The 13467-nt window shown below is 73.1% G+C and carries 12 protein-coding genes; 9 read left to right on the top strand and 3 right to left on the bottom strand.

Annotated features, from left to right (window positions below):
* A partial coding sequence (locus AB0M83_RS46565; protein ID WP_364528565.1) for an ATP-binding protein occupies nucleotides 1–2334 on the bottom strand: 2334 nt, incomplete at its 3' end.
* A gap of 449 nt (nucleotides 2335–2783) precedes the next feature.
* On the opposite strand from AB0M83_RS46565, the gene AB0M83_RS46560 reads away from it, so the two are divergent.
* On the top strand, nucleotides 2784–4085 hold the full coding sequence (locus AB0M83_RS46560) for a low temperature requirement protein A (protein ID WP_364528562.1): 1302 nt from the start codon (nucleotides 2784–2786) through the stop codon (nucleotides 4083–4085).
* 47 nt (nucleotides 4086–4132) lie between these two features.
* Nucleotides 4133–5056, top strand: coding sequence for an anti-sigma factor RsbA family regulatory protein (locus tag AB0M83_RS46555; RefSeq protein ID WP_364528559.1), 924 nt, complete (start codon nucleotides 4133–4135; stop codon nucleotides 5054–5056).
* Between the two features lie 344 nt (nucleotides 5057–5400).
* Here AB0M83_RS46555 and AB0M83_RS46550 read toward each other — a convergent pair whose 3' ends face one another.
* Complete coding sequence (locus AB0M83_RS46550; protein ID WP_364528556.1) at nucleotides 5401–5823, bottom strand: STAS domain-containing protein; 423 nt, start codon at nucleotides 5821–5823, stop codon at nucleotides 5401–5403.
* Nucleotides 5824–6126: 303 nt separating this feature from the next.
* Here AB0M83_RS46550 and AB0M83_RS46545 point away from each other — a divergent pair, with 303 nt between their 5' ends.
* From AB0M83_RS46545 to AB0M83_RS46520, 6 genes are read left to right on the top strand one after another with little or no spacing between them, the layout of a single operon-like run.
* The gene (locus tag AB0M83_RS46545) at nucleotides 6127–7692 is read left to right on the top strand and encodes a long-chain fatty acid--CoA ligase (RefSeq protein WP_364528553.1); all 1566 of its coding nucleotides are present in this window, start codon (nucleotides 6127–6129) and stop codon (nucleotides 7690–7692) included.
* Nucleotides 7689–8465 carry a crotonase/enoyl-CoA hydratase family protein gene (locus AB0M83_RS46540; RefSeq protein ID WP_364528550.1) on the top strand — a complete coding sequence of 259 codons (777 nt, stop codon included), beginning with the start codon at nucleotides 7689–7691 and terminating at the stop codon, nucleotides 8463–8465. Before AB0M83_RS46545 ends, AB0M83_RS46540 begins: the two co-directional genes overlap by 4 nt.
* Nucleotides 8462–10438, top strand: coding sequence for an acetoacetate--CoA ligase (locus tag AB0M83_RS46535; protein WP_364528547.1), 1977 nt, complete (start codon nucleotides 8462–8464; stop codon nucleotides 10436–10438). The genes AB0M83_RS46540 and AB0M83_RS46535 overlap by 4 nt, the downstream gene beginning before the upstream one ends.
* Nucleotides 10435–11346, top strand: a complete 912-nt coding sequence (locus AB0M83_RS46530; protein WP_364528544.1) for a 3-hydroxyacyl-CoA dehydrogenase NAD-binding domain-containing protein — start codon at nucleotides 10435–10437, stop codon at nucleotides 11344–11346. The genes AB0M83_RS46535 and AB0M83_RS46530 overlap by 4 nt, the downstream gene beginning before the upstream one ends.
* A 13-nt stretch (nucleotides 11347–11359) precedes the next feature.
* The gene (couO, locus tag AB0M83_RS46525; RefSeq protein ID WP_364528541.1) at nucleotides 11360–12226 is read left to right on the top strand and encodes a 4-hydroxyphenyl-beta-ketoacyl-CoA hydrolase; all 867 of its coding nucleotides are present in this window, start codon (nucleotides 11360–11362) and stop codon (nucleotides 12224–12226) included.
* Between the two features lie 55 nt (nucleotides 12227–12281).
* Nucleotides 12282–12497, top strand: coding sequence for a DUF2188 domain-containing protein (locus AB0M83_RS46520; protein WP_364528539.1), 216 nt, complete (start codon nucleotides 12282–12284; stop codon nucleotides 12495–12497).
* 21 nt (nucleotides 12498–12518) lie between these two features.
* On the opposite strand, the gene AB0M83_RS46515 is transcribed toward AB0M83_RS46520, so the two are convergent.
* Nucleotides 12519–13259, bottom strand: a complete 741-nt coding sequence (locus AB0M83_RS46515; RefSeq protein WP_364528536.1) for an ATP-binding protein — start codon at nucleotides 13257–13259, stop codon at nucleotides 12519–12521.
* Between the two features lie 112 nt (nucleotides 13260–13371).
* Here AB0M83_RS46515 and AB0M83_RS46510 point away from each other — a divergent pair.
* Nucleotides 13372–13467 (top strand): manganese catalase family protein (locus AB0M83_RS46510; RefSeq protein ID WP_364528568.1); only part of this gene is annotated, 96 nt, incomplete at its 3' end.

Here is a 13467-nt window from a genome sequence, read left to right as displayed (position 1 = left end):
CGCCGCCGCCCGGTGCGCGGCGGTGGTCCCGTCGCGCCCAGCGCGATCGGCCGGGACAGCGGCAGCGTCAGCCGGCTCGGCCGACGGCACCCGGTGGGCGCCGGTGGTTCCGTTCCGGCCGGCGCGATCGGCGGCGGACGTGCCGGCCGGGTCGGCCGGCACGGCCCGATCCGGATCCGCCGGGGCCCCGGGCCTGATGGCCCGGCCGTTCGGCACCGCCGGCGGCCACTCCACCGCGGTACCGTCCGCCGCGGCCGGCCACTCCACCGGTTCGGCGGGCGCGTCCCGCCTCGACAGCGGCTTCGCGACCGGCTCGACGAACCAGCTCGTCACGACCTGCTCGAAGATCGGCGTCGACGCCTGCGCCGGCACCACCGGCGGCCGGGAGTGGCCGTTGCGGCCGTTCACCCCGGCGCCGGCCGTCGCGAGCCGGCCGGCCCCGATCGGGCGGGCCAGGTCGGCGATCACCAGCGCGCCCGGCACGTGGACGCTCGCCGTCACCCCGGCGTGCCGCGCCCCCGTCCCGGTCGGGCGCAGCCGCACGGTCACCCCGTGCAGCGCGGCGAGCCGGCCGACCACGAACAACCCCATCCGGCGGGTCGTTTCCGGGCCGACGGTCCCCGCCGCCGCGAGCCGGTCGTTCACCGACGCGAACTCTGCCGGGGTCATCCCGAGGCCCTGGTCGACGACCTCGATGAGCAGTCCGCCGTCGGCGCCGCGGTCGGCCGTCAGCGCGACCTTGTGCTCCGGTGGGGAGAACCGCGTCGCGTTCTCCAGCAGCTCGGCGAGGATGTGCACCACGTCCGCGGCCGCTTCGGGCTGCACCGAGCTGCGCGGCGCGCTGCCCATCGCCACCCGCCGGTAGTCCTTGACCTCCGACGTCGCGGCGCGCAGCAGGTCGCGCGTGGGCACCGGCTCCCGGCCGTGCCGGACCGGCCGGCCACCCGCCAGGACGTGCAGGTTCTCGCCGTTGCGGCGCAGCCGGGTCGCGATGTGGTCGATCCGGAACAGCTCGTCGAGCCGGCGCGGGTTCTGCTCGTCCGCTTCGAGGTCTTCGATGATCGACAGCTGCTGCTCGACGAGGGACTGGCTGCGCCGCGAGAGCGTCATGAACATCTCGCTGACCTGCTTGCGCAGGTCGGCCTGTTCGACGGCGAGCCGGACCGCCTGGCGGTGCATGTCGTCGAAGGCGCGGGCCAGCTGCCCGATCTCCTCCTCGGTCCGGATCCCGGAGTCGGGCACCGCGCGCCAGTCGACGTCGTGGCCCTCGCGGACCTGCCGGACGGTCTCCGGGAGCTGTTCGTTCGCCGCGCGCAGGGCGGCCGCGCGCAGCCGGCGCACCGGCGTGACGAGCGAGCGGACCACCAGCAGGGCGATCGCGAGCGCGCCGAGCAGCGCGCCGAGGACCAGGGCCGTGTCGCGCAGCGAGTCCGACCGGGCGCGGTCGGCCGCGGTCGAGACGTCGGCGGACAGCTTCGCCGCGACGTCGGTCAGCACGGCCGTCACCCCGGCCGTCTCGGCGGTGATCGAGGGGAGGAACGACACGAGCGCGGCGGCGCCGCCGTTGCCGGAATCCTGCAGGGAGTCAAGGCGGCCTTCCGCGGAGCTCGTCGCCGCCTTGAACCGGTTCAGCGCGTCGCCCGAGAGCTGGTGTTCGGCCTGCTCGCCGAGCACTTCCTGCTCGGCGGCGGCCTGCACGACGGCCGGGCGCAGCGAAGCGTCGTCCGGGCTGCTCTGCGCCGCCCGCGCGTAGGTCTCCTCGGTGGCCAGCTCGCCCCGCAGGTGCACCAGCAGCCGGGCGGTTTCGGCGCCGGTGGCCGTCGCGCTGCCGGCGTCGGCCGGGACGAACGCGGGCACGAGGTCGCCGAGGGTGGCGATGATGTCGTTGTAGCCGGCGGCCTTCGTGCGGACATCGCCGCCGCCGGCGCCGGCCGCGCGGATTCCGGCGAGCTTGCCCAGCGCGGTGTTCAGCGCCCGGCCGGTGTCCGCGGCCAGCGGCGCGAAGCCCGTGTCGCGCTGAACGGCGGCCACCTTCGCGTCGACCGCGGCGGTCAGGGTGCCCGGCGCCCCCGCCGGGACCGCCACCGCCGCGACCATCTCCTGGCCCAGCGACGCGGTCAGGTCGATCGTGTCCCGCAGCACCGGCAGCCGGTCGCGCGCCGCGCTGAGCGCGGTCGCCCGGTCGAGCTCGCCCTGGATCCGGACCTCCGCGAGCGCCACCGCGACCAGCACGGGCAGCAGCAGGACCACGCTGATCTTGGTGCGCACGCTCCAGTGCGCCGGCCACCACGCGGCGTCCGCCGCCCGGCGGAGAGTGGATCTGCTTTCGTGCATGGCGGAATCGCTCGATTCCCAGCCGCGCGGACGGCTGACGTCGAACTCGGACAGGACGAGGGCCCCAGGGCCGATCGCCGCTCTCCCGGGGTCTGGGGAAGACTTGGCGTTGATCGAGCCGACCAGCAGAAGACATCACGCCCGCCATCCTTGTCAACCCTGAGGACCGGCGTTTCGGAACGCGGGGAATGAATTCCTTCCGGGCCGCTCCGACAGTTCACGCATTGTGCCTCGATGGTCGCTGCTTGTACACCGTACAAGTGCGTTCGCGCAGCTACGAGGCCTGGCGCGAGGCAAATAACGAGTTCCGCCACACTGGCGGCAAATTTACCCACAGAAGTCGCGAGGACCAATTCGTGGCGAAGTCGGCCATTGTTCGAATGGTTCGTTATTAATTCCCCTGCCGCCCGGGTGGGAGGCAGGTCCGGGGAGGCGGCAGAATCGCCGTCGTGACCGATGTGGACGATGGCGGCGAAAGCACGGCAGGCCACGGCAAGCGGGTCGGGTGGGTCGAGCTGTACTTCGACCTGGTCTTCGTGTTCGCGGTGGGCCAGGTGGCGCACGGCATGGTCGCGGACCCGCACTGGCTGCGGGCCGCCGCCGCGCTCGGCCTGTTCGCGACGCTGTGGTGGACGTGGATCGGCTTCGCCGTGCTCTACAACCGCCGCGGCGACGACAGCCGCGCCGCCGACCGGCTGTTCGTGCTGGCCGGCACCATCCCCTGCGGGATCGCCGCCACCCAGGCGCACCACGTCTTCGAGGGGCACCCGGCGGTGTTCGCGGCGGCCATGGCCGGGGTCCGCCTGATCCTGGCGGCCGCGCACCGCTGGCCGGCGCGCCCGGGTCTCGACCAGAGCCGGATCAGCTGGGGTTACGTGGTTTCCGCGGTCCTGTTCGGCGTTTCGACGGTCTTCCCGTACACGTGGGTGCTGTGGGCGTTCGCGCTGCTGCTGGAGGCGGGGTTCCTGCTGCTCGGCGACCGCCACGGACGGCGTCGCGGCGAGTCCCGGCAGCGGCCCTCACCGGCGGACCAGTGGCGGATGCTGCTGAAGCCGCCGAGCGACCCGAACCTGGCGGTCGACTCCGCGCACCTCGCCGAGCGCTTCGGGCTGTTCATGATCCTGCTGCTCGGCGAGCTGGTGATCACGGTCGGCACCGCGGCGCTGGAACGCCCGGCCGACGACGTCGCCTACTGGGCGTCCCTGGTCGCCGGCCTGGTGATGGCGGGCGCGCTGTGGTGGCTGTACTTCGCCTCGGCCGCGCGGATCTACGAGCGCCTGCTCGGCCTCTCCGGCGGCAACCCCGCGCTCGCGTATTCGCTGTACGCCGTCGGGCACCTCTTCCCGGCCTTCGCACTGCTGCTCGTCGCGGCCGGCGTGAACCTCTCGCTGCACGAGTCCCCGCCCCAGGCGGCAGTGTGGTTCACGACGGTCGGCCTGACGATGTACCTGGCCGGCACCCGGGTGTTCTCGGCGCCCGGGAGCCCGCGCTGGTACGCCGGCCCGGCCCGGATCGCGGCGCTGGCGGCCACGGTGTGCCTCGCGTTCCTGGGCCGGGTCCTGCCGGCGCCCGGGGTGGTCGTCGTGGTCGCCGCGTGGGCGGTGGGCAGCGCGGTCGTCGCGGCCGGGATCCGCCACCGCGCGCTCGACCGCATGGGCGACGACCCGGTGGCGTTCCTGCGCGGCATCCAGGAGGAACGGCTGCGCCGGGCCGACGGCGGCCCACCCGGCGGGGTTCCCCCGAAGCGGTGACGCCGCTCGCGCATACTGGTGGGGTCCTCGGCCTTGGAGGAGACGACTTGAGCGCGCCCGCGGAACCGTTCGTGCACCCCGCCTTGTTCTACCGTGACGACGCCGAGTACCTGGCCGGCACCGTGCCGTTCGTGTGGAGCGGGCTCGCCGCCGGCGAGCCGGTCGCCGTCGCCGTACCCGGACGGAACCTCGAGCTGCTGCGCCGGGAGCTCGGCGCGGACGCCGGCCGGGTCCACCTGCTGGACATGACCGACGCCGGGCGCAACCCCGGGCGGATCATCCCGCGCGTGCTGCGGGCCTTCGCCGACACCCACGCCGGTGGTCCGGTGCGGATCATCGGCGAACCGATCTGGGCGGAGCGCTCGGCCGTCGAGTACCCGGCGTGCGTGCAGCACGAAGCGCTCATCAACCGGGCGTTCACCGGCCGGGACGTGACGATCCTGTGCCCGTACGACGTCGTGCGCCTCGACCCGGCCGCGCTCGCCGACGCCGAAGCCACCCACCCCGTCCTGATCGACGGCACCGGCCGCCGCCCGAGCACCGCGTACGCCCCCGACGACGTCCTCGCCCGGTACAACCGGCCGCTGCCGCCGGCGCCGGATCGCGTGGCCGAGCTGGCGGACACGACCGACCTCGCCGCGGCCCGGGCGATGGCCGCCGTCCACGCGGCCGCCGGCGGGCTGGACGCCGACCAGGTTGCCGACGTCCAGGTGGTCGTCACGGAACTGCTGTCCAACTGCGTCGAACACGGCGCCGGCACCGGCACGGTCCGGCTGTGGAGCGAAGGCGGCGAGTTCGTCTGCGAGGTCCACGACCGCGGCAAGCTGGCCGACCCGCTCGCCGGCCGCCGCCCCGCGACGCCGGAGCAGCCCCGAGGCCGCGGGCTGCTCCTGGTCAACTACCTGGCCGATCTGGTCCGCCTGCACACCGGCGACCACGGCACGACGTTCCGCGCGTACTTCCGCGCCTGAGCCGGCTCCGGCGGCGTTCGGGCAAGTCGCGGTCAACCCGCCCTCCGGTGCACGGCACTCACTGGGCCCCGACGGCTGGGTGTCAACGCAGTGAATGACTCATTCCTGGCGTCCGACGCCAGGAATGAGTCATTCACTGCGTCCGAAGCGACCCCCGCGCGGCTCGGCGACCGACTTGTCGCGGCCCCCGGCAGCCTGCGCGAAATCGGTCACCCGTTCCCGCAAGCGTTTGCGAACGTCCGGCTATCAGGGCTGCCTCGCGCCCGCACGGGCCCGGCATCGAGATCACCCGGCCGGCCATGCGAGCTGAAGGGCACCTTCAGCCGACCGCGGTACGGGAAGACCTAGCCCGGGATCTCCGTCGCCCGTTCCCAGCCCGACGGCAGCGGGCTCAGGTTGAGCGCGTGGTCCAAGCCGCTCCCGGCAAGCGCGCGGCGCACGACGCGGTTGTCGCCGGTGACGATCCGGAGGGTGGTGCTCTCGCGGACCGTCCGGACGTGGATGTCGGCGAGCACCGAAAGCCCGGCCGAATCCAGGAAGTCGACCTCGGACAGGTCGAGCACCAGGGTCGGGAACCGGCGGTGCGCCCAGGTGCTGAGGACCGAGGCGAGCTCGGCCGCGCTGTCCGCGTCGAGCGCGCCGCGGATCCGGACCATGACCGCGCCGAAGTACGGCCGGATCACCGTGATGTCGAACGGGCTGCGTTCGATGAGGGGGGACGGCGACGCCATGGGGATCGCGGTCGCCGGGTGCTGCACGACTAACATCTTCTGTACGCCTTCAGTCGCGGATGACGTGCCGAGCGGTGTCCACTGCCCGCTCGAACGCCGGCAAGTCGGGGGAGGGCGGCCGGCTCTGGACCGCACTCTCGCAGCCTAGTACTTGATCCAAACGGCGCAACCCCGCCAACGGCCGAAAAGCCCGTCGCCCACTGTCCGCCAAAAGCGCGTCTTCCTGGCGTCCGCACCAAAATCGGGCACTCGGACCCGCGCTCTTGACAGCCCGTGCGGGTGACAGTCATGCTCGACAGCGTCTCAGGGTTCCTGATATCGAGCACGGAGGTACCCGGCGTGACCCGATCGCCGCACGGACCGGCCGACTTCGGCCTCGGCAGCTGGCCCGCGCGCCGGGCCCGGATCTCCCCCGGCCGCACCGCGCTCGTGCAGTCCGGGCGCACGCGCACCTACGCCGGACTCGCCGACCGCGTCGAACGGCTGGCCGGCGCGCTCGCCCGGCTCGGCGTGCGCCCGGGCGACCGCGTGGCCTACCTCGGCGTCAACGACGTCACCGTCTTCGAAACGCTCTTCGCCACCGCCCGCCTCGGCGCGCTGTTCGTGCCGCTCAACTACCGGCTCTCCCCCACCGAGATCCGCTACATGCTGGAAGACAGCGGCGCCTCGGTGCTGGTGCACAGCCCGGACACCGACGCCCTGCTGACCGGCCCGCTGCCGGACACCGTCCGGCACGTCGTCGCGACGGACCCGGCGTCGTGCCCGGCGGGCGGGCTCGGCTACGAGACCGAAATCGCCGCCGCCGGCGACCCGCCGCCGGCCGAAGTGCGGCTCGACGACCCGTGCCTGCTGCTCTACACCTCCGGCACCACCGGCCGGCCGAAGGCGGCGGTGCTCACCCACGGGAACCTCACCTGGAACACCGTCAACCAGCTCGCCCACCTCGACGTCCTGGGCACCGACAAGGCGCTGTGCATCGCGCCGCTGTTCCACTGCGTCGGGCTGGGCCAGATCACGCTGCCGACGCTGTTCAAGGGCGGCAGCGTGGAACCGGTGGCGAAGTTCGACCCGGGCGTGATCCTCGGCCGGATCGGCGAAGCCGGGATCACGAGCTTCTCCGCGGTCCCCACCATGCTGGAGATGCTGTGCCGCCACGAGTCCTGGGACCGCACGGACCTGAGCTCGCTGACGTGCGTGCTCTACGGCGGCTCGCCGGTCGCCGAACGCGTCGCCCGCGCGTGGCTCGACCGCGGGGTGAAACTCCTTCAGGGTTACGGCATGACCGAAGCCTCGCCGGGCGTTTCGATGGCCACCCACGAGGGCACCCTCGACCACCCCGTCGCCGCGGGCGTGCCGCACTTCTTCACCGACGTGGCCGGCCTCGGCCCCGAGCTGACGCCCGAGCCGCTCGGCGAGACGCCCGCGGAGCTGCTGGTGCGCGGCCCGCACGTGTTCGGCGGCTACTGGAACCGGCCCGAAGAGTCGAAGGCGAGCTTCGTGGACGACGACTGGTTCCGCACCGGCGACGTCGTCCGCGTCGAGGACGACGGCTGGGCCCACGTCGTCGACCGCGTCAAGGACATGATCATTTCGGGTGGCGAGAACGTCTACCCGGCCGAGATCGAGGCGGTCGCGGTCCGGCTCGACGAGGTCGACGCGTGCGCCGTCGTGGGCGTGCCCGACGAACGCTGGGGCGAGGTCGGCGCCGCCTTCGTCGTCCGCCGCGCCGGCGCCGAGCTCGACGAAGCCGGCTTCCGCGCCCACCTCGAACGGCACCTCGCCCGCTACAAGGTGCCCAAGCACGTGCAGTTCACCGAAAGCCTGCCGGTCAACGCCACCGGCAAGATCCGCCGCGTCGAGCTCCGCGCGCGAGCCGCCGCATCCTTCCCGAACGGACCCGCATGACGATCCCTCTGCTGCCCCCTTCGCTGCGGCTCGAGCTGCTCGACGACGTCGCCGTCCTGCGGCTGGCGCGCCCAGAAAAGCGCAACGCCCTCGACGACGCCACCGTGCTCGGCCTCGAAACGTTCTTCGGCGCCCCGCCGCGCGGGATCAAGGCCGTCGTGCTCGACGCCGTGGGCGAGCACTTCTCCGCCGGGCTCGACCTTTCCGAGCTCACCGAGCGCGACGCGTTCGAAGGCCTGGAGCACTCGATGATGTGGCACCGCGCCTTCGAGCGGATCGAACGCGGGCGCGTCCCGGTCGTCGCCGTGCTCCGGGGCGCGGTCGTCGGCGGCGGACTGGAGCTCGCGGCGGCCGCGCACATCCGCGTCGCCGAGCCCTCGGCCTTCTACGCGCTGCCGGAGGGCCAGCGCGGCCTGTTCGTCGGCGGCGGCGCGTCGGTGCGGGTGCCGCGGCTGATCGGCGTGCACCGGATGGCCGACATGATGCTCACCGGCCGCGTCCTCGACGCCGACGAAGGGCACGCCGCCGGGCTGTCGCACTACCGCGCCGACGACGGTTTCGAGCACGCGCTCGGCCTGGCCCGCAAGATCGCGGCGAACTCCCCGATCACGAACTTCGCCGTCCTGCAGGCCCTCCCCCGCATCGCCGAGGCCAACCCGGCCGAGGGCTACTTCATGGAGTCGCTGATGGCCGCCGTGGCGGGCGGCAGCGCCGAAGCGAAGGAACGGATGCGGGCGTTCCTGGACAAGCGCGCCGGGAAGGTCGGCCGATGATCCTGCGCCCGGTCGCGCCCGACGTCCGCGAGACCACCGAGATCGGCCGGTTCCTGGGATGGCTGGCCGAGCGCGGGCACGCCTTCGACGACTACGCCGCGCTCCACCGCTGGTCGGTGACCGACGTCGACGGCTTCTGGTCGTCGGTCAAGGACTTCTTCGGCGTCCGCTTCCACTCCCCCGCTTCGGGTGTCGTGCCGGACCGGCGGATGCCCGGCACCGAGTGGTTCCCCGGCGCGACCCTCAACTACGCCGAGCACGCCCTGGGCGGCCCCGCGGACGAGGTCGCCGTCATCGCGTACTCCCAGACCCGCGACCGCGTGGAGCTGACGTGGGGCGCGCTGCGCGACCAGGTCGCGAGGGCTCGCGCGGGGCTGGCCCGGCTCGGCGTCGGGCGCGGTGACCGCGTCGTGGCGTACCTGCCGAACATCCCCGAAACCGTGGTCGCCTACCTGGCGGCCGCGAGCCTCGGCGCGGTCTGGGCGTCCTGCGCGCCCGAGTTCGGCGCGCGTTCGGTGGTCGACCGGTTCGGCCAGATCGAGCCGCGGGTGCTGCTGACGGTGTCCGGTTACCGCTACGGCGCCAAGGACGTCGACCGCCGCGCGGAGGTCGCCGAGATCCGGGCCGGCCTGCCCACCGTCGAGCACGTCGTCCACGTCCCCTACGGCGATCACGACCTCCCGGACACGCTCGCCTGGAGCGACCTGCTCACCGAAAGCAGTGACATCCGGGCCTTCGGCCCGAGCCGGGGGCTCCGCCACCCGGAACCCCCGAAGGCGTGCGCACCCGGGTTCGACCCGGTCGCGTTCGCGCACCCGCTGTGCGTGCTGTTCTCCTCCGGCACCACCGGCAAGCCGAAGGCGATCGTGCACGGCCACGGCGGGATCCTCCTGGAGCACCTGAAGAACCACGGCCTGAGCTGGGACCTGCGTCCCGGCGACCGGCTGCTGTGGTTCTCCACCACCGCCTGGATGATGTGGAACGCGCTCGTCTCGGGGCTGCTCACCGGCGCGTCGATCGTGCTCGTCGACGGCAACCCGCTGCACCCGGACCTGGCGTGGCAGTGGCGCCTGGCCGCCGAGACCCGCGCGACGCTGATGGGCGCGAGCCCGGGCTTCCTGATGGCGTGCCGGAAGGCGGGCCTCGACCCGGCCGCGTCGTTCGACCTGACCGCGCTCCGGCAGATCGGCGCGGCGGGCAGCCCGCTGCCCGCCGAGGGCTACCACTGGGTGCGGGACGTCTTCGGCCCGGAAGTGCTGCTCAACGTCGGCAGCGGCGGCACCGACGTCTGCAGCGGCATCGTCCAGGGCGGCCCGCTGCAGCCCGTGGTCGCCGGCGAGATCTCCGGACCGTGCCTGGGGGTCGACGCGAAAGCGTTCGACGAGCACGGCGCCGAGGTCGTCGGCGAGCTGGGCGAGCTGGTCATCACCGCGCCGATGCCGTCCATGCCGGTCGGGTTCTGGGGCGACACGGGTTCGCGCTACCGCGAGACGTACTTCGACACCTATCCGGGTGTCTGGCGCCACGGCGACTGGATCCGGTTCTCCACCGAGGGGAGCTGTGTCATCGCCGGGCGCTCCGACGCGACCCTCAACCGCGGCGGCGTCCGGCTGGGCACCGCCGAGTTCTACGCCGTCGTCGAAGAACTGCCGGAGGTCGACGACTCCCTCGTCGTGCACCTCGAAGACCCCGCCGGCGGCAACGGCGACCTCCGCCTCTACGTCGTTCTCCGGGACGGCGCCTTGGACGCACCGCTGCGCGAGAAGATCACGACGGCGTTGAAGAGCGCGCTGTCCCCGCGGCACGTGCCGGACACGATCACCGCCGTCCCGGTGATCCCCCGCAACCGCACCGGGAAGAAGCTGGAGCTGCCCGTGAAGAAACTCCTGCTCGGCGCCCGCGCCGAGGACGTCGTCGGCCGGGACGTCCTGGCCGATCCCACGGCCCTGGACCATTTCGTGGCGCCCGCATGAGCACCGTCGCGGTCGTCGGCACCGGCGTCATCGGCGCGAGCTGGGCCGCCCACTTCCTCGCCCACGGCCTCGACGTCGTCGCCACCGATCCGGCACCCGGCGCCGAGGAGCGGCTCCGCGCCGACGTCACCGCCATCCTGCCGCCGGACGACGCGGCGATCGCCCGGCTGCGGTTCGCCGCCGATCCGGGCGAGGCGGCCGCGGCGGCGGATTTCGTGCAGGAGAACGGTCCTGAGCGCGAGGACGTCAAGCACGCGTTGTTCGCCGTCCTCGACGAGGCCGCGCGGCCGGACGTGATCCTGGCGAGCAGTTCTTCCGGGCTGCTGCCCAGCGTCATCGCCCGAGGCTGCCCGCGCCATCCCGAGCGAGTCGTCATCGGGCACCCGTTCAACCCGCCGCACCTGATCCCGCTCGTCGAGGTCGTGCCCGGCCGCGAGACCGCGCCCGAGGTCGTCGACCGGGCCGTGGCGTTCTACACCTCGGTCGGGAAGCGGCCGATCCGGTTGTCGCGCGAGCTGCCCGGCCACGTCGCGAACCGGCTGCAGGCCGCGCTGTGGCAGGAGGCGTATTCACTGGTCGAACGCGGGGTCGCGACGGTCGCCGACATCGACACGGCGATCGCGTACGGGCCCGGGCTGCGCTGGGCCGTGCTCGGCCCGTTCCTCAACCAGCACCTCTCCGGTGGCGCGGGCGGCCTCGCGCACGTCCTGGCGCACCTCGGCCCGCCCACCGAAGAGTGGTGGCGCGACCTCGGCCAGGTCCACCTGACCCCGGAGCTGGCCGAAACCCTCGTCGCCGGGGTCGACGCCGAACGGGCCGGCACCGACGACCGCGCCCTCGTCGCCGCCCGCGACGCCGTCCTGCACCGCCTGCTGGCCGCCAAGGCCGCGCAGCCCGACCTGCCCTGAACCTGGAGCTCCCGTGGACCTTTCCGCACTGACCGCCATCGACGTCCACACCCACGTCGAGCAGGACGGTCACGGCTGCTTCGCCCTCGACCAGGAGCTCCTGGACGCGTCGGCGAAGTACTTCCGCGCCGATCAGGACCGCACACCGACGGTGACCGCGATCGCCGAGCACTACCGGGCGCGGAACATGGCCGCCGTCGTCTTCACCGTCGAAGCGCCGGCCGCCACCGGGCACCCCGCGCTCTCGAGCGAGGAGATCGCCGACGCCGCCGCCGAGCACCCGGACGTGCTCATCCCGTTCGGCTCGGTCGACCCGCACGCCGGCAAGGCCGCCGTGCGCCGCGCGCGGGCGCTGGTCGCCGAGCACGGCGTCCGCGGCTTCAAGTTCCACCCCAGCCTGCAGGCGTTCGAACCGAACGACGTCCGCCACTACCCGCTGTACGAGGCCATCCAGGAACTGGGCGTGCCGGCGCTGTTCCACACCGGGCAGACCGGGATCGGCGCCGGATTGCCGGGTGGGCACGGCATCAAGCTGCGTTATTCGAACCCGATGCTGCTCGACGACGTCGCCGCCGACTTCCCGGGCCTGACGATCATCTTGGCGCACCCGTCGGTGCCGTGGCAGGACGAAGCGATCTCGGTCGCGACGCACAAGGCGAACGTGTACATCGACCTGTCCGGCTGGTCGCCGAAGTACTTCCCGCCGCAGCTGGTCCGTGCGGCGAACTCGCTGCTCAAGCGCAAGGTGCTGTTCGGCTCGGACTTCCCGGTGATCACCCCGGACCGCTGGCTCGCCGACTTCGCCACCCTCGACCTCAAGGAGGAGGTGCGGCCGTTGATCCTCAAGGACAACGCCATCCGGGTGCTCGGCCTGAGCTGAACGTTTGTCCGGTCCGTCCCCGGGCACCCGGCCGGGGACTCCGGGAGGTGGCGGCGTGGCCGAGGGTGATGTGCACACCTACTTCGAAGACGGGCTCTGGAAGAACCGCGTCGAAGGCGGGCGCCGGGCGTCCAACACGTCACCGCGCCGGACCGACGCCGTGCTGTCCGGCCGGCTGATCGCGAAGAAGCGGCACGTCGGGCACTTCGTCCACACTCCCGAGGGCGACGTCGAAACCGCCCGCGACTACCGGTCGCGGCGTCCACAGTAGACGAAGACCGCCCGCCGGACCTCAGCGCCGGGGCAGCACGGCCCACACGGTCTTGCCGCCGGAGCGGCCCCGGGTGCTCCCCCAGGTCTTCGCGACCCGGGCGACCATCCGCAGGCCGAGCCCCGTCTCGGTCAGGTCCAGCCCTTCGCGGAGGACCGCGGGGTACGGGTTTTCGTCGGCCACCTCGACCGCCAGCCGCCCGCGCCGCAGCTCCATCCGCAGGCGGGGCGGCGAATCCGTGTGGCGCAGGACGTTTTCGACGAGCTCGTTCGCGACCAGCTCGGCGTCCTCGGCCAGCTCGGGCACCCGCCAGCCGGCGCAGGTCTCCCGGACGAACTCGCGGGCGCACGACGAGGTGCGCGAAGACCGGACCAGCAGGCGCCCGGCCTGCTTCCGGGCGGGACGCTCCAGCGCGGCTTCGGCCGCGGCAGCCTCGGCGTACACGGGCACGGTCCGGCCGACCGCGCTCGCGGCCAGCACCGCGCGCTGCTCGGGCCGGCCGGTGACGACAGCGAAGGGCACGGCCGGCCAGTCGCGGACCCGCAGGGCGACCAGCGAGAACACCTTGACCAGCGCCGGGTCGCGCAGGGCGAGGCGCTCGATGTCGACGAGCAGGCCGCGCTCGGACTCGGCGGCGAACTCGAGCAGGCTGTCGCGCAGCCGCGGATAGGTCATCGCGTCCAGCACGCCGACGACGGAAACCGTCGTGCCGTACCGGGGGACGAGCCACACCGAGTTGTGCCGGGCGAGCAACGGAATCACCTCCTGCCGGGGTCTTACGACCGGGTATCCGGTGGAGAAGCACTCAAACGACGGATTTCCGGTTGCCGGGGCCGTTTGGGGGAAACCGGCGAGGACCGGAAGGGAGACGACCTTGTTCCGTCACACCAAGCTCCTGCAGTTCGAAGCCAAGCCCGAAAAGCCCGACCCCGTCTACGCCCACAAGCTCCAAGAACTCATCGGCGGCGCC

The sequence above is a fragment of the Amycolatopsis sp. NPDC051106 genome (assembly GCF_040682775.1).
In the GTDB taxonomy this organism is placed as follows: domain Bacteria; phylum Actinomycetota; class Actinomycetes; order Mycobacteriales; family Pseudonocardiaceae; genus Amycolatopsis.
The sequence above is the reverse complement of the archived record's forward strand: the minus strand, read 5'-3'. Positions and strand labels throughout refer to the sequence as shown.

What these genes read in the sequence shown, in the direction of transcription:
- AB0M83_RS46530 (WP_364528544.1), top strand. Translation starts at nt 10,435, where the DNA reads ATGAGCACCGTCGCGGTCGTCGGCACCGGCGTCATCGGCGCGAGCTGG.
- AB0M83_RS46540 (WP_364528550.1), top strand. Translation starts at nt 7,689, where the DNA reads ATGACGATCCCTCTGCTGCCCCCTTCGCTGCGGCTCGAGCTGCTCGAC.
- AB0M83_RS46535 (WP_364528547.1), top strand. Translation starts at nt 8,462, where the DNA reads ATGATCCTGCGCCCGGTCGCGCCCGACGTCCGCGAGACCACCGAGATC.
- AB0M83_RS46550 (WP_364528556.1), bottom strand. Translation starts at nt 5,823, where the DNA reads ATGTTAGTCGTGCAGCACCCGGCGACCGCGATCCCCATGGCGTCGCCG.